Below are 14,630 nucleotides of genomic sequence, written 5' to 3'. Positions count from 1 at the left end.
CCACGCGGCGACCAGCCCATCCCAACCGGGCAGCGCGACCCAGGCTAGTCCTGTGGCGGCAGACAGGTGCACGCATGGTAACCAGATCGACGTGCCAGCGACGGCGCTCTCCCCGTGAGAGCGCCGTTCGCATTTCCCAGTACTACTGGGGATTCAGCCCGCCAGTGGTGACCGCTCGGCTCCCAGGGCAACGACTTCACAGGATCGGAGCAACCAATCCCGGACGCCGACCAGACCTCGCGCTGTGTAGTCATTGAGCGCCGGCACATAGGTTGCCGACAACTCCCAGTGACCGAGCTCCGGAACCGTGACCGCGACCGGATCGATGCCTCGGGCAACTAAAACCGCGCGCTCCGCGGCCCGGGCGACCAATCCGTTCGCGGTCGGGAAGGGACGCAGTACGGCGAGCTCGGCGTGCACGATCGCGGCAACCACCAGGCCCGGCGCCTTGGACGGCTGACTCAGCGCCTTGCCCAGCGCGCTCACCCGCTCCCACATCTCCTCAGCGGGCGGCGCCGGCGGCAGTCCGGGGATGTCGTCGGGCACGGGCTCGCGGCTAGTCCGCAAATGGCCCAGTGTCGGCTCCGGACCCAGATCCGCCCCGGCCAACTGGTGCAGTCTGGTCCAGACCTGGACTGGTGCGGTGTCCACCTGCGGTGCGAGCCGCATCAGCTCACCGGTGATCCGGACCGCCCCGGTGACCAGCGGGTCCGCACTGCCCTCCCGTGCCTCGTCCAGCGTCGCCGGACTGCCCGCCAGCGCAGCCGACGCGTGCGCACCCCGCAGCAACGCCTCAGCGGTCATGTCCGCGCCCACCTTGCGCAGTCCCCTGTCCCGGAGCAGTACGTCGACCGCATCCCGCGCGGCGCGCGCTGCCGACCCCACCCCCTCCAGACCGGCGAGTGGCTCGAACACATCTGTTGTCATACGTGCAGCCTAGGATGACTAGGCATGGCGCTCGGTACCGTCCCCAAGTTCAGCATCGTGGTCCCCTGCCATGCCTCCCGGGCGTGGCTGCGACCGTGCCTGGACTCGGTGCTCAGCCAGTCGTTCACCGATTTCGAGGTGCTCGGGGTTGACGACGCGGACGCCGACGGCTCTGGCCGCATCCTGGACGAGTACGCCGCAGCTGATCCGCGGGTGCGGGTGCTGCACCTGGAGGAGAACGTCGGGCTCGGTCCGGCCCGGAATGCCGGGCTGAAGGAGTGCCGCGGGGAGTACGTGCTGTTCCTGGACGCCGACGACCTGTACCTGCCCGGCTCGCTGGAGGCGATCGCCCGGCGGATCGACGACACCGGACGGCCGGACATCGTGCTGTTCGACTACGAGCGGATCTTCTGGGACGGGCGGCTGGTCGGCAACCAACGGCACGACGCGTTCGCCCGGGAGGGCGCCGGGGTGTTCACCGCGGCGGAGCGGCCGATCTTCCTCACCTTTCTGGAGATCGTCTGGAACAAGGCCTACCGGCGCGACTTCCTCACCCGGCACGGCTTCGCCTTCACCGCCGGTTTCTACGAGGACGCGCCCTGGACGTACTCCACGATGCTCACTGCCGAGCGCATCGCCACCCTGGACCGCGTGGTGGTGCATTACCGCCAGCACCGCACCGGGGGCAACATCCACGCCACCAGTGGCCGTCGGCAGTGGGACATCTTCGATCAGTACGACCGGGTGCACGCGTTCATCCAGTCCGATCCGGAGCTGGCCGGCTGGCGCCGGTTCGCGTTCGACCGGTCGCTGGACCACGTCCTCGCCGTACTGGCCAAGCCGGAGCGGATAGCGCCTGAGGACCGGGCCGACTTCTTCCACGCGGCCCATGCGTTCGCCAAGCGGTGGAAGCCGGAGGACTACACCACTGACCGCAGCAGGCGCGGGTTCCGGCGCTGGCAGCTCATCTACGACGACTATGCGACGTACTCGACGCTCAAGGTGACCGGGAAGGTGCTGCAGATCCCGAGTCCCCGCAAGACGGCCGGCAAGCTGCTGCACCGCGCCAAACTCGACCCGAACCTGGCCGTGTACGCCGCCTCCCGGTGCACCCGGTACGCGTGCAACCCGCGGGCGATCTACGAGAAGGCGGCCGAGCTGGCGCCACAGGTCCGCGGGGTCTGGGTGATCGAGTCGGAGCACCTGGCCGACATCCCGGAGGGCGTCGAGTACGTCGTCGCGGGGTCACCGGCGTACCAGAAGCTGCTCGCGCGGGGCACGTACTTCGTCAACAACGCGAACTGGTCGAAGGACGTGCAGAAGCGTCCCGGACAGGTCCATCTGCAGACACAGCACGGCACACCGCTCAAGACGCTGACCATTGCGCCGGACTTCGAGCAGGTGGACCACTGGGACTTCAACCTGTCCTCGAACCGGTACTCCTCCGAGATCTGGGAGCGCACCTACCCGTCGTACTTCGAAGAGCTCGAGTACGGGTACCCGCGCAACGACCGGCTGTTGACGGCGACCCTGGAGGACGTCCGAGCAGTCAGAGCGTCGCTCGGGTTCGATGACTCGCAGCTGGTGCTGCTGGACGCCCGCGAGGAGTCACACTTCGACCTGGGCCGGCTGGACGAGGCGGTGGTGCTCGATGCGAACGCCGGTCCGCGCCTCGACGACCTGATGCTGGCGGCCGACGTACTGATCGCGGACTACTCCCCCCTCACCTTCGACTACGCGAACCTGGACCGTCCGATCGTGCTGCTGATCGACGGACCGCCTCGGGACGCCTACTTCGATGTCACCGAGTTCTCCCCCGGTGTGGTCGCCCGGTCGGCGGAGGAGCTGTTCGCTGCATTCCGCAGTGGTGCTTTTGCCGCACCAGAGGCTGCCAAACACCGCCAGCTGTTCCGAGAGCGCTTCTGCGAGTACGACGACGGCCGGGCCGGCGAACGCGTCGTACGGCGGGTGTTCCTGGGCGAGGACGACGTACCGGCGATCACGCCGCTGGCCGAGCGGTCACCGGCACCCTCGGCGTACTGGAGCAATCTTCATGCATAATGGCTGACATGACGCGACGACGACAGACTGCCTGAACACCTCAGCCTTCCCTGTTCACGTCTGTCGTTTTGAAGGACTTCTCTCATGTCCGCTGTGTCGTCTGTGCTTGCCTCCAGACTGTCCGATGCGTCCACCACCGCCTTCGGTATCACCCTCGATCCCGAGCTGCGGTCGGCGACCAAGCCTGAGTTCGGCCACTACCAGAGCAATCTGGCGCTGCGGCTCGGCAACCAGCTCAGCCTGCCTCCGCGGGAGGTTGCTACGCGCCTGGTCGCCGCGCTGAAGGTCGACGACCTGTGCGAGGCCCCTGCGATCGCAGGGCCCGGTTTCGTCAACCTGACCTTGCGATCTGACGTTCTGGCGGCCGCAGTCAACGACCGTACGGCGTTCGCGCCGCGGGGCGAACGGGTTGTCGTGGACTACTCGCAGCCGAATGTGGCGAAGCAGATGCATGTCGGTCACCTGCGGTCGACCGTGATCGGGGACGCGGTCTGCAACGTGCTGCGGTACGTGGGCTACGAGGTGATCCGGCAGAACCACGTCGGCGACTGGGGCACGCAGTACGGGATGATGATCGAGCAGCTGCTCGAAGAGGACCTGGACCCAGAAACCCTTGATTTACAGGGATTGCAGGCGCTCTACGAGCGGAGTCGGCGGCGCTTCGACAGTGACGGTGACTTCGCGGATCTGGCCCGGCTACGGGTCGTTGCGCTGCAGACCGGTGATCCGGCGACCCGGGCGAGCTGGCAGCGGATGGTGGACGTCAGTCTGGCCGACTTCGAGCAGGTGTACGCGCGGCTCGGCTCGGCGCTGACCAGAGCCGATGTAGTCGGCGAGAGCGCCTACAACGACGACCTGCCGGTGATCGTGGCTGAGCTCGAACAGGACGGTCTGCTGACCGAGTCAGACGGCGCCTCCTGCGCGTTCCTGCCGGGGTTCGTCGGACGCGACGGTGAGCCGCTGCCGGTCATCGTGCGGAAGTCGGACGGCGGTTTCGGCTACAGCGCTACCGACCTGGCGGCGATCCGGCATCGGGTGAAGACCTTGCACGCCAAGCGGATCGTGTATGTCGTCGACCACCGGCAGGCGCTGCATTTCGACATGATCTTCACGCTGGCGCGGGCGGCCGGCTGGTTGCCGCCGACAACTACAGCTGAGCACGTGAGCTTCGGCACCGTACTTGGCCCCGACGGCAAGCCGTTCAAGACCAGAGCCGGTGGCACCGTCAAGCTGACCACCCTCCTGGAGGAGGCGGTGGAGCGGGCCGACGCACTGCTGGCTGACCGGACTGGTATCGACCGCGCTGCAACCGCCGCGGCCGTTGGCATCGGGGCGATCAAGTACGCCGACCTGTCCAGCGACCGGGACAACGACTACGTGTTCGACCTGGACCGGATGGTCGCCATGTCCGGGAACACTGGTCCGTACCTGCAGTACGCGCATGCCCGGCTGACTCGGCTGCTCACGAAGGCCGGTGAGACCAGTGGCCTGGTGACTGTTTTGGAGCACCCGGTGGAGCAGCGGTTGGCGCTGGCCCTGACTGGCTTCGACGACGTCGTACTGCAGGTTGCGGAGACGCTGCAGCCGCATCGGCTGTGTACCTACCTGTACGAGCTGGCCGCTGTGTTGTCTGTGTTCTATGAGCAGTGTCCGGTGTTGCGGGGTGAAAACCGGAGCAGCCGGATCGCGCTGTGCGCGGCGACCCGGCAGGTGTTGCAGGATGGGCTAGGTCTACTGGGCATCGCGGCACCCGACGCGATGTAACTGTCTGAAGGGGGTTGTCGATGCTGCCGTGGTCGATCGACTGGGCGGGAAGACTCGAGCAAAAGACGTACGACAGCGCGTTGCTGCGGGGGAACCCGCTGGGCGACCCGCACGAGCGGCCGGTGCTCGTCTACCTGCCACCCGGGTACGACGAGTCCGAGCAGCGCTACCCGGTGGTCTACGTGACCATGGGGTACACCGGTCACCTTGGGATGTTCTTCAACCGCGTGGCCTTCCGGCAGCCATACCCGGAGTTGCTGGACGCGATGTTCGCGGTCGGCGACGTTCCGCCGGCCATCGTGGTGTTCGTCGACACCTGGACCCGGTTGGGCGGCAGCCAGAGCCTCGACTCCCCCGGCGCCGGCCAGTACCTGTCGTACGTGTGCGACGAGATCGTGCCGTGGGTCGACGCGTCGTACCGGACCATCGCGGATCGCGACCACCGGGCGATGACTGGTAAGTCCAGCGGCGGCTACACCGCCATGGTGATGCCCCTGATGCGCCCCGACGTTTTCGGCGCCCTGGCGACGCACGCGGGTGATGCGAGCTTCGAGCTCAGCTACCGCAGCGACTTCCCCAGGATCGCCCGCATCCTGCGGGACAAGTACGACGGTGACATCCAGAACTTCCTGAAGGACGCCGCTGGGAGAGCAGGCCGGCTGCAGAACGAGGACATCGAGCTCTACGAGATCTATGGCGTCTCCTCGGCGTTCTCCGCCGAACCGGATGGGACCGTGCTGCTGCCGTTCGACGACCTCGGCGAGGTGATCCCTGAGGTCTGGGAGCGCTGGCTGGCGCTGGACCCGGTCGAAATGCTCAAGCAACCGCAGTACGCCGACGCAGCGCGCTCGATGCGAGCCATCTGGATCGACGCCGGCCGCAGCGACGAGTACTACCTCGACCTCGGTGCGACTGCGTTCCACCGCGGTCTGCAGGCGATCGGCGTACCGGAGGAGAAGATCTACTTCGAGCTGTTCGACGGCAAGCACGGCGGAATCGAGTACCGGTACCCGCTGGCCGTCCGCTGGCTCTGCGAGCGGTTCCAGTGAACTGGCCCGAGGGGATCGTCGCCCGGCCGATCACCACGGGCGACGCACCCGCCTGGGCCGAACTGCTCGCCGCCCGCGAGCTGGTCGACCAGGGTGGCGAGAACTACGACGCCGATGACCTCCTGGAGGAGCTGGAGGACCCGCAGCTCGATGCCGAGCGGGCCACCGTCGGACTGTGGTCCGGCGACCAGATGGTTGGCTACGCGAAGATCCATCCGGCCAAGACGGTCGTCGACGTCGATCGGGTGAGCGTCGAGGGCACTGTGCATCCGGAGTGGCGCCGGCGCGGTCTGGGCGGCGCTCTGATGCGCTGGACCATCCACGCCGCTGGTGAACAGCACGCGGCGACCTTCCCGGACTCCCCCGGTGAGGTTCGGGCGAGTGCCAAGAACACCCACGAGGGCTCGATCGCCATGCTGCGTGGCCTCGGCTTCGAGGAGGCCCGGTACTTCTTCGACATGAAAGCGCCATTGGACGGGCCGCTCCAGTCCTTCGAGACACCGGACGGTCTCCAGCTGGTGCACTACGACCCGTCGTTCGACGAGGCACTGCGGGTGGCTCACAACGAGGCCTTCCGCGACCACTGGGGTTCCGTGCCGCGCGATCCGGAGAGCTGGAAGACCCACGTGACCGGCTCGCGGGCGTTCCGCCCCAAGCTGTCGTACGTCGTACTGGACGGTGACACGGTCGCGGCGTACGCGCTCGGCTACGAATGGGCCGCCGACACCGAGGCGACCGGCGTACGGGAGGTGTACGTCGGTCAGGTCGGCACCCGGCGCGAGTACCGCGGACGTGGGTTGGCCCGGGCTGCCCTGGCGACAGTGCTCGCCGAGGGGGCCCGGGCCGGTTACCAGCGCGCCTCGTTAGGAGTGGATGCCGACAACCCCACTGGTGCCCTCGGTCTCTACGAGAGCCTTGGCTTCGTTGTCCACAGCAAGTGGATCACCTTCCGCCGGGCCCTGTGAGCGGCGGAGCCAGGTCCACGGCTTCACGCTGATCACGATCATCGAGAGACTCAGTACGGCGTACACGGCCGCACCGATGAAGGCTGCGTGGACACCGTCGGTCAGTACGGCGCGGGGCGTCGTACCGGCTGAGCCACGGCTCGCCGTACCGAAGACGGTGACGAGGATGCCGAGGCCTAGTGCGCCACCTACCTGCTGGACGACGTTCAGCAGACCGGATGCGGCGCCGGAGTCCTCCGGTGCGACGTTGGCGATGGCCCGGCCGACCAGCGGGATGAAGAGCATGCCGGCGCCGAGTCCGAAGACCACCATCGGTCCGACCACGTTGGCGAGGTAGGTGCTCGACGCGTCCAGCTGGGTGAGCCAGAGCGTGCCGGACGTGATCAGCAGCGAGCCGATGAGCATCAGACGCGTGCCGTCGATCCGGTTGAGCACCCTCGGGACGACGCGGGATGCGGCGAACAGCAGACCAGTCATCGGCAGGAACGCCAGTCCGGCCGCCAGCGGGCTCAGCTCGAGCACCCCCTGCAGGAACTGGGTCAGGAAGAAGAACATCCCGAACATCGTGCCGACCACCAACAGCATGGTCAGGTACGACGCCGAACGCGATGCGGACCGGAAGAGTCGCAGCGGCACGATCGGGTGGCTGACGCGGCGCTCGATCAGCACGAAGGAAACCAGCAGGACCACACCGGCAGTGAACGCGGCGATCGCCTCGGGGGCGGTCCAGCCGATGTCGGCGACGCGGATGAAGCCGTAGACGAGGGATGAGATGCCGAGGGTGGACGTGATCGCACCGGCGATGTCGAATCGGCCGGTCTCGCGCTCGGTCTCGGTCAGCACCTGGCGGGCCGCGATGATCAGACCGATACCGATCGGGACGTTGATGAACAGACCCCAGCGCCATGATGCCCAGTCGGTCAGCATGCCACCGAGGACGAGGCCGACGCTGCCGCCGCCGGACGAGACCAGGCTGTAGTAGCCCAGGGCCTTCATCCGCTCCGGACCTTCGCGGTAGGTGAGCATCATCAGGGTCAGCGCGGCCGGTGCTGCGATGGCGCCACCGACGCCCTGCAGGACCCGGGCGGTGAGCAGGAGCTCGGCGCTCGGGGCGAGGCCGCCGAGCAGTGAGGCGAGGGTGAAGATGCTGACACCGGCGATGAAGACGCGGCGGCGGCCGAGCAGGTCGCCGGCGCGGGCGCCGAGCAGGAGCAGTCCACCGAAGGCCAGGGCGTAGGCGTTCTGCACCCAGGACAGGCTGGACGGACTGAAGTCGAGGGCGTGCTGGATCTTGGGCATTGCGATGTTCACCACGGTCGCATCCAGGATCACCATCAGCTGGGTGACCAGGATGACCGCGAGAACAACCCCGGGTCGCCGGGTGGTCGTGCCTGACATATTGCTCCTTACCCCGGAGGGGCTACAGTTGTGGGAGGAAGTGGAGCGTTCCTCCGTTTTACAATACGGAGGCATCCTCCGCTTTGCAAGCGATATTCTCTGCGGACTTTTGCTGACCCTTCGACGGGAGGCTCGATGGTCTCGACACCGCTACCCTCCATGCGGCCGACCCGCGCGGACGCGGCCCGGAACTACGACCTGCTGGTGACGGCCGCCCGGCAGACGTTCGCCGAACACGGCACCGACACCTCGCTGGAGGAGATCGCCCGCCGGGCCGGCGTCGGCATCGGCACGCTCTACCGGCGCTTCCCGAACCGGACCGCCCTGCTCGAGGCCGTGTACGTCGAAGAGATCCAGTCGGTCTGCGATCGCGCCTATGACTTCGACCGGGAGCTGCCGCCGTTCGAGGCGCTGGCGGCCTGGCTGCGCAGCTTCCTCGGCTACGGCCTGTCCAAGAAGACCTTGGCCGCCGAGCTCATCGAGGCGCTGGGGAAGGACTCCGCGTTCTTCAAGGTCTGCAAGACCAACGTCCAGGACGCCGGCGAGCTGCTGCTGTCCAAGGCAAAGGCGAGCGGCGACGTTCGGACCGAGCTCGAGCTGGCCGACATCATGCGCCTGGTCGGCGGGATCAACATGGGCCGCGACATCGAGCCGGAGCAGGCGATGCGCCTGCTCGACATCGTGCTGTGCGGGCTCAGGCCTGCCGCGTCCTGACCTCGGCCAGCGACGGGCTTGCGGCGTCCCGCTCGGTGTAGCTGAGCTCGAGCGACGGCCACTGGATGGCCAGCTCCGGGTCGAAGGGGTTCACCGCGATCCGCTCCGGCGACCAAGACTCGTTCACAAGGAAGTTGTAGACCGTGTGCGGCGCGGTCGTGCAGAACGAGTTGCCGAGACCGCGCGGGACGTACAACGCATCGCCGGGGCCGAGCTCGAACGTCTCCACCTGCCCGGTGTGCAGCTCGACGATCGCCACGAACACCCCACCGGCCGACGGCGACAGGTACTTGTCCCACGGCTCGGCGTGAATCCCGCGCAGGACCCCAGCTCGCTCGAAATATGTGACGTTGTGCTGCACGACGTCGTACGGCGGGATTCCGGCGGCGGCGAGTTTGTCGCGGTGGAAGCTCTCCTCGAACCAGCCGTCCGCGTTCGGCTGGAGGTCGAGCTCGATCCGCAGCAGACCCTCGATCGACGTCTCGTGCACTTTCATCGGCGGACCTGGCGGCGCGCCTCGATCTGCGCCTGGTCGGCCGCGCTCAGCCCGGCCTGCCAGCCGGCGCCGTTGGTGATCCGCGTCCGCTTGGTCGTCGTGTTCGGGAAGAGCTTGGTGAACAAGGCCTCCACCTGCTCCTCGCGACGTGTGAGCACCGGCAGCAAGCGATCCGCATCCACAGCCGGTACGGCGGCCTGGGTCGCCTCCGTCGCGGCCTGCAATCGCTCGCCGATCCGCTGCGCGTAGGCCATCAGGAACGATTGTCGGAACGACCGGGTCCGGGATTCGCCGTACCGACCGATGTGCTTGCCGGAGGCAATCATTGCGCGATTCGCCTGCACCAGCAGGGAGGTGGCGAGGATCTCGGTGAGCTGCAGATCGAGGTCCGCTCCGATCACGGTGACGACGGCGAGCTGCTCGATCATGACCGTGCGGCAACGGTTCGCCGTGGCGACCGAGCCGACGAGTTGTGCCTTGGCCGACACGTACGGCGTGTCCAGCCAGATCCGCCGGGCGGCTGAGTCGTCCGGGATCTCGACCGCGGGATCCGCCTCGACCAGCGCCCGGTCCAGCGCGAACTTCGCCATCAACTCCTGCGCCTTGCCCGACAGCGCCTCCGCCTCTTCCGGGAACTCGGTTGCCTCCGCCTTCGCGAGCAGGCTGCGGATCCGCGAGAGCATCTTCGCGTTCGCCGGAACCGCGGGCCGGTCGGCTGAGGTTCGCCGTACCGTCGTCCCTGGAGACGGGAACAGCCGAGCCAGCGGCGGCAGCGACTGCAGGAAGCCGGCCAGCGCGAGCGTGTGGCGCAACGCGAGGTAGCGCCCGATGCGCTGACCGGTGGCCCAGGCGGTCAGATCGAGCTCTGTGTACGGCGTTTCGATGCCGAGGTCAATGAGTTGGTCGAGCCAGCGCGGATCGACCGTGTCGTCGCGGTAGCTGCGATGTTCCGCGGCGATCGCAGCCGTCAGGAGCGGCTCGACGCCGGGATCGAACTCGCGACGGCCGTGCTGAGCGAGGTCGGACGGCGTCCAGCCACGCTCCCACGTGGTCCGCAGCAGGCCGGACAGGAAACCGTGCAGCACTCGATCCACCTGTGCCTGGTCGCGTTCGTCGTACGCCCCCAGGCGGGCCAGCTCGAGATCGGACCGATCGTCGTGCAGGGCAACGATCGCGGCCGCCATCGGCAGCAGGCGCAGGATTTCCTCGTCACTCACGCGGTCGAGTCTGACACCGTCCGGAGCCGCACCCAAACGGATCCGTTACAGCCTGTGGAAAACCTGGTGCCGGAAGCGGATGCGCGCGAAAATCTGCCCTAAAGGACCTCCGCCCCGCAGGGTCCAGGAACTTAGCCTGGCGACAACACAATCGGGGAGGAATGTGATGACTCAGCTTGCAGAGTTCAGCATCAGCGGGGCGGTGCTGACGCCCGCGGATGACGGGTACGACGACGCGCGGCGACTGTGGAACGCGGTGCACGACCGGCGACCCGCAGTGATCGCCCAGGTGCGGAGCGCCGAGGACGTCGTGACTGCTGTGCGCTACGGGGTGGAGAACGGCCTGGAGATCGCGGTCCGCGGCGGTGCGCACAGTATGTCCGGCGCATCGGCCGGCGACGACGGTCTGATGATCGACCTGAGTGGTCTGAACACGGTGACAGTCGACGCTGAGGCTCGGCGGGTCCGCGTCGGGGGCGGTGCGCTGCTGGGGGACATCGACGCGGCCACGCAGCCGCACGGCCTCGCAGTACCGGCTGGTGTGGTCAGCCACACCGGAGTGGGTGGTCTGACGCTCGGCGGCGGGATGGGGTGGCTGACTCGCAAGTACGGGCTGTCGATCGACAACCTGGAGTCCGTGCAGATCGTGACGGCGGACGGCAGCGTTCTGCGCGCCGCCGAGGACGAGAACCCGGATCTGTTCTGGGGCGTCCGCGGTGGTGGCGGAAACTTCGGAGTGGTCACCGAGTTCGAGTTCCGGCTGCAGGAGGCCGGGCCGATGATCAACTACGGCCTGCTGTTCTTCAGCGCCGATCAGGGCACCGAGGTGCTGAAGCTGGCCCGGGACCTGAACCCGACGCTGTCGACCGACATCAACATCATCATCGCCGCTCTGAGCGCACCGCCGGAGCCGTTCGTGCCGGCCGAGCTGCACTTCGCGACGGGCTACGGTCTGGTCGTCGTCGGCCTCGGTTCGGCCGAGGAACACGCTGCTGTGCTGCAGCAGATCCGCGATGAGCTGGCTCCGGCGTTCGAGCTGGTGACACCGATGCCGTTCACCGCGCTGCAGCAGTCGCTGGACGAGCCGAACGCCTGGGGGCACTACTCCTATGAGAAGGGCTCCTACCTGACCGAGCTGACCGATGAGGCCATCGCTGTCGTCACCGAGCACGTGCCGCTGAAGAAGTCGCCGATGTCGGTCACCCTGTTCTACCGGCTCGACAAGGCGTACTCCGCGGTTGACGACGACGCCACCGCCTTCGGTGGCGCGCGGCACGACCAGTACGCCGTCTTCATCGTCGGCCAGTCGCCGGTGCCGGAGTTGTTCGAGGGTGAGCAGGAGTGGGTCCGCACGTTCTGGCAGGCCCTGCAGCTGGGCGGGCCCGACACCGGTAGCTACGTCAACGGTATGACCGAGGTGGACGACGCCCGGCTCCGAGCGACGTACGGGAGCAAGTACGAGCGGCTCCAGCAGATCAAGGCGAAGTACGACCCGGACAACGTGTTCCACCGCAACCAGAACATTCGGCCTGCCTAGGACATTTTGGCGGCCTAGATCGACGCTGCTCCGTCGATGACCAGCACCTGACCGTTGATGTTGGTGTTGTCCAGCAGCAGCATCCGGACCACGGGGACGACGTCCTCCGGTTCGGTCAGGTGGCCGGTCGGAGTACGGCGCACGATCTGGTCCAGCTGGTTCTGTCCGAGCACTGCTGACATCTCGGAGGCGAAGAAGCCGGGCGCAACGGCGTTGGCGAGGACGCGGCCACCCAGCTCACGAGCGAGTGAGCGGGTGGCCGCGTCCATGCCGCCCTTGGTTGCCGAATAGGCCACGAGGCCTGGGTAGCCGCGCTGGGCGCAGATCGAGGTGACGTTGACGATCCGGCCCTTCAGACCCTTGGCGAGCATCCGGCGCAGTACGAACCGGGTGAGGCTCAGGGGCGCGGTCAGGTTGGTCTGGATGATGTCCTCGAGCCGCTCCGCGCTGGTGTGGACGTGCAGAGAGTCCTGACCGATCGCAGCGTTGTTCACCAGGCCGTCGACCGGGCCGAGTGTCGACTCCACGGTCCTCACAAACGCTTGTACGGCTGGGGAGTCGTTGATGTCGACAGAACCGGCGTACAGGTGGTCCGGGTACTTGGACGCGAGTGCGGTGAGCTCTGGGGTCACTGTGCGGGCGAACGCGGCCACCTTGATCCCTGCGGCGAGCAGGTCGGTGACGATCGCCAGACCGAGGCCGCGGGAACCACCCGAGACCAGCACGACCGACGCGGGCGGTACGGACTCAGACATCGCTTTTCAGCGTCTCCTTCTGCGGGATCTCGTCCAGGAACCGGATCCGCCGCGGTACGCCGTAGTCCGGCAGTCGGCTCGAGCACCACTGCACCAGATCGGCGTCGGTGATCGGACCGAGCGAGTGGTTCGACACAACCTCGGCTGCGACCACCCGGCCGACCAGTGGGGCCTTGCGGGCGAATACTCGCGCCCAGGAGACACCTGGGTGTCCCATGAGCACGTTGCGGACCACACCGGCCGACACCTTCGAGCCGCCGACGTTGATCTCGTCGGTGTCGAGACGGCCGGTGATGAGGACTCGGTCGCCGTCGTACTCGACCCGGTCGCCGGTGTGCACCGCACCGACCAGTCCGGCGCCGTGGTGCGGTGAGCGGATCACCAGCTCGTCGCCCTCGACGGACAGCATCGGGCGGTCCGGATCGGGCGCGCGCTGCAGCCACTCGCGCGGGAAGCCCGCCTTTCCGTCGTGCACCACGATCGAAGCGCCGACCTCGGAGGACGCGTAGATCCACGAGATCCGGGCCTTCGGGAACAGGTCGCGGAGCTGGTCGAGAATCGCCTGGTCGACCGGCTCACCGCCGAGCGTGATCTGCTCCAGCGGTACGGCGGCCAACGCCTCGGAGTCGCGGTAGATCGCCTGCCGCCAGAAGGTCGGCGTACCGGATGCTGCTGTGACGCCGTGCTGGGCGGCGGTCTGAGGCCAGTCCTCCAGCTCGTGTGGCTCGATCACGACCAGGCCCTGGTCCTGTTGGGTCAGCGAGATCGTGACGACCTGCCACCAGGCGTAGGTCCCGGGCGAGTAGGGCAGCAGCCAGGTGCGCGGCGGCTGGTCTGCGGTCACTGTGGTGAGTGACTCGAGCGTATGACCGATCCGCTTCGGGCGGCCGGTCGAACCGGAGGTGAGCAGCCATGCGCGACCGGACTCCTCCACTCGCTTCAGCCGGGCCGGAGTCACCTCTCCGTCGGGCAGGACGATCGAGAAGCCGGATTCACCGAGCTCTTCGCGCATGTACTCGTCTACTCGCGAGCTGGTCGCGACCAAGAGCTCAGTGCCGTGCACTGCATGGTGTCTGAGTGCCGCCAGCGCGTCAGCGCCGTTGTCGACCAGCACTGCGGCCGGGGAGGGCAGCTGTGGGAGCTTGTGCAGCGTCCGCCAGGTCAGGCTCTTGCCGGCGACGACCACGGTGTTGTCGTCACCGATCAGTGCGGTGGTCCGGCGCCTCGTAGTCACGCCGTCTGGAGTTGCTCGATGAAGTCCAGTACGTCGCCGACGGTGGCGATCCGGCGCAGCCCGGGGGCATCGAAGTTCAGCTCGTCACCCAGCTCGTCCTCGACTCGCAGTGCGAGCTCGGAGAAGTCCAGCGAGCGGAATCCGATCTCGCGCAGCTCGGCTGTGTCGTCGGCCGGTAGCGACCTGCCCTGTGCGGTCATCACCTCACCCATCAACTCCCGGACCCTGACCCGCGCGACCGCACTCATGGTCCAGGAGCTTAGTACCCCGGGCCGGATCCGCGGGAGCGCGCCGGAGGGCCGCCTTGAGCCGCTTCACCCGGCTGGAGATCTCCCAGCCGATCAGCGCGATCAGTGGACTCGCGGCAGCGATCGCGGCGAGCAGAACCTCTTCGACCGGCAGGCCGGCGATGTGGAGGACGACCATGGGACCTCCCGGATGCTGCGAGACCTGGGAGGTTACTGAGTGTAAAGGGGATCATGCCGGTGGTAAACGGCTCGTTGCTGCCGTCGC

General features: G+C 67.5%; 14 protein-coding genes. 6 read left to right on the top strand and 8 right to left on the bottom strand.

Going from position 1 to position 14,630, the window contains the following annotated elements; translation table 11 throughout:
* Positions 1-153: 153 nt before the first annotated feature.
* A complete protein-coding gene (locus tag ACFTSF_RS03140) occupies positions 154-927 on the bottom strand; it encodes a cell filamentation protein Fic (RefSeq protein WP_380152224.1) in 774 nt (257 codons plus the stop codon).
* A 24-nt stretch (positions 928-951) separates the two neighbouring features.
* On the opposite strand from ACFTSF_RS03140, the gene ACFTSF_RS03135 reads away from it, so the two are divergent.
* The 4 genes from ACFTSF_RS03135 to ACFTSF_RS03120 all read left to right on the top strand — a co-directional run bounded on the left by ACFTSF_RS03135 (position 952) and on the right by ACFTSF_RS03120 (position 6,766).
* Positions 952-2,988: a CDP-glycerol glycerophosphotransferase family protein gene (locus ACFTSF_RS03135; protein WP_380152223.1), complete on the top strand. Its 2,037-nt coding sequence runs from the start codon at positions 952-954 to the stop codon at positions 2,986-2,988.
* Positions 2,989-3,072: 84 nt separating this feature from the next.
* Positions 3,073-4,752 (top strand): arginine--tRNA ligase, encoded by a 1,680-nt coding sequence (gene argS / locus ACFTSF_RS03130; protein ID WP_380152222.1) that lies wholly within the window; start codon positions 3,073-3,075, stop codon positions 4,750-4,752.
* A 20-nt stretch (positions 4,753-4,772) separates the two neighbouring features.
* Entirely contained in the window at positions 4,773-5,801 is a 1,029-nt protein-coding gene (locus ACFTSF_RS03125; RefSeq protein ID WP_380152221.1) for an alpha/beta hydrolase-fold protein, read from the top strand.
* Entirely contained in the window at positions 5,798-6,766 is a 969-nt protein-coding gene (locus ACFTSF_RS03120; protein ID WP_380152220.1) for a GNAT family N-acetyltransferase, read from the top strand. The genes ACFTSF_RS03125 and ACFTSF_RS03120 overlap by 4 nt, the downstream gene beginning before the upstream one ends.
* On the opposite strand, the gene ACFTSF_RS03115 is transcribed toward ACFTSF_RS03120, so the two are convergent.
* Positions 6,665-8,164 carry an MFS transporter gene (locus ACFTSF_RS03115; protein ID WP_380152219.1) on the bottom strand — a complete coding sequence of 500 codons (1,500 nt, stop codon included), beginning with the start codon at positions 8,162-8,164 and terminating at the stop codon, positions 6,665-6,667. The genes ACFTSF_RS03120 and ACFTSF_RS03115 overlap by 102 nt on opposite strands.
* A 135-nt stretch (positions 8,165-8,299) precedes the next feature.
* On the opposite strand from ACFTSF_RS03115, the gene ACFTSF_RS03110 reads away from it, so the two are divergent.
* The gene (locus ACFTSF_RS03110; protein ID WP_380152218.1) at positions 8,300-8,878 is read left to right on the top strand and encodes a TetR/AcrR family transcriptional regulator; all 579 of its coding nucleotides are present in this window, start codon (positions 8,300-8,302) and stop codon (positions 8,876-8,878) included.
* Here the strand turns inward: ACFTSF_RS03110 and ACFTSF_RS03105 are convergent.
* On the bottom strand, positions 8,859-9,374 hold the full coding sequence (locus tag ACFTSF_RS03105) for a dTDP-4-dehydrorhamnose 3,5-epimerase family protein (protein WP_380152216.1): 516 nt from the start codon (positions 9,372-9,374) through the stop codon (positions 8,859-8,861). The two genes, ACFTSF_RS03110 and ACFTSF_RS03105, sit on opposite strands and share 20 nt — an antisense overlap.
* A complete protein-coding gene (locus ACFTSF_RS03100; RefSeq protein ID WP_380152215.1) occupies positions 9,371-10,591 on the bottom strand; it encodes a DUF2786 domain-containing protein in 1,221 nt (406 codons plus the stop codon). The genes ACFTSF_RS03105 and ACFTSF_RS03100 overlap by 4 nt, the downstream gene beginning before the upstream one ends.
* A gap of 166 nt (positions 10,592-10,757) precedes the next feature.
* Here ACFTSF_RS03100 and ACFTSF_RS03095 point away from each other — a divergent pair, with 166 nt between their 5' ends.
* Positions 10,758-12,128, top strand: coding sequence for an FAD-binding oxidoreductase (locus tag ACFTSF_RS03095; protein WP_380152213.1), 1,371 nt, complete (start codon positions 10,758-10,760; stop codon positions 12,126-12,128).
* Between the two features lie 14 nt (positions 12,129-12,142).
* Here ACFTSF_RS03095 and ACFTSF_RS03090 read toward each other — a convergent pair whose 3' ends face one another.
* Genes ACFTSF_RS03090 through ACFTSF_RS03075 form a run of 4 tightly spaced genes read right to left on the bottom strand, consistent with a single transcriptional unit; the run spans position 12,143 to position 14,543 of the window.
* Positions 12,143-12,883, bottom strand: coding sequence for an SDR family NAD(P)-dependent oxidoreductase (locus ACFTSF_RS03090; RefSeq protein WP_380152212.1), 741 nt, complete (start codon positions 12,881-12,883; stop codon positions 12,143-12,145).
* Entirely contained in the window at positions 12,876-14,117 is a 1,242-nt protein-coding gene (locus tag ACFTSF_RS03085; RefSeq protein WP_380152211.1) for an AMP-binding protein, read from the bottom strand. Before ACFTSF_RS03085 ends, ACFTSF_RS03090 begins: the two co-directional genes overlap by 8 nt.
* Positions 14,114-14,365 carry an acyl carrier protein gene (locus tag ACFTSF_RS03080; RefSeq protein ID WP_380152210.1) on the bottom strand — a complete coding sequence of 84 codons (252 nt, stop codon included), beginning with the start codon at positions 14,363-14,365 and terminating at the stop codon, positions 14,114-14,116. The genes ACFTSF_RS03085 and ACFTSF_RS03080 overlap by 4 nt, the downstream gene beginning before the upstream one ends.
* Positions 14,322-14,543, bottom strand: a complete 222-nt coding sequence (locus ACFTSF_RS03075) for a hypothetical protein (RefSeq protein ID WP_344152784.1) — start codon at positions 14,541-14,543, stop codon at positions 14,322-14,324. Before ACFTSF_RS03075 ends, ACFTSF_RS03080 begins: the two co-directional genes overlap by 44 nt.
* Between the last annotated feature and the right edge of the window lie 87 nt (positions 14,544-14,630).

This window comes from Kribbella sp. NPDC056951 (assembly GCF_042674205.1).
Lineage (GTDB): Bacteria > Actinomycetota > Actinomycetes > Propionibacteriales > Kribbellaceae > Kribbella > Kribbella yunnanensis.
Note: the sequence above shows the minus strand (reverse complement) of the source record. Positions and strands in the feature narration are given on the sequence as shown.

What these genes read in the sequence shown, in the direction of transcription:
- ACFTSF_RS03080 (WP_380152210.1), bottom strand. Translation starts at nt 14,365, where the DNA reads ATGAGTGCGGTCGCGCGGGTCAGGGTCCGGGAGTTGATGGGTGAGGTG.
- ACFTSF_RS03115 (WP_380152219.1), bottom strand. Translation starts at nt 8,164, where the DNA reads ATGTCAGGCACGACCACCCGGCGACCCGGGGTTGTTCTCGCGGTCATC.
- ACFTSF_RS03110 (WP_380152218.1), top strand. Translation starts at nt 8,300, where the DNA reads ATGGTCTCGACACCGCTACCCTCCATGCGGCCGACCCGCGCGGACGCG.
- ACFTSF_RS03090 (WP_380152212.1), bottom strand. Translation starts at nt 12,883, where the DNA reads ATGTCTGAGTCCGTACCGCCCGCGTCGGTCGTGCTGGTCTCGGGTGGT.
- ACFTSF_RS03095 (WP_380152213.1), top strand. Translation starts at nt 10,758, where the DNA reads ATGACTCAGCTTGCAGAGTTCAGCATCAGCGGGGCGGTGCTGACGCCC.
- ACFTSF_RS03075 (WP_344152784.1), bottom strand. Translation starts at nt 14,543, where the DNA reads ATGGTCGTCCTCCACATCGCCGGCCTGCCGGTCGAAGAGGTTCTGCTC.
- ACFTSF_RS03105 (WP_380152216.1), bottom strand. Translation starts at nt 9,374, where the DNA reads ATGAAAGTGCACGAGACGTCGATCGAGGGTCTGCTGCGGATCGAGCTC.
- ACFTSF_RS03125 (WP_380152221.1), top strand. Translation starts at nt 4,773, where the DNA reads ATGCTGCCGTGGTCGATCGACTGGGCGGGAAGACTCGAGCAAAAGACG.
- ACFTSF_RS03140 (WP_380152224.1), bottom strand. Translation starts at nt 927, where the DNA reads ATGACAACAGATGTGTTCGAGCCACTCGCCGGTCTGGAGGGGGTGGGG.
- argS (WP_380152222.1), top strand. Translation starts at nt 3,073, where the DNA reads ATGTCCGCTGTGTCGTCTGTGCTTGCCTCCAGACTGTCCGATGCGTCC.
- ACFTSF_RS03135 (WP_380152223.1), top strand. Translation starts at nt 952, where the DNA reads ATGGCGCTCGGTACCGTCCCCAAGTTCAGCATCGTGGTCCCCTGCCAT.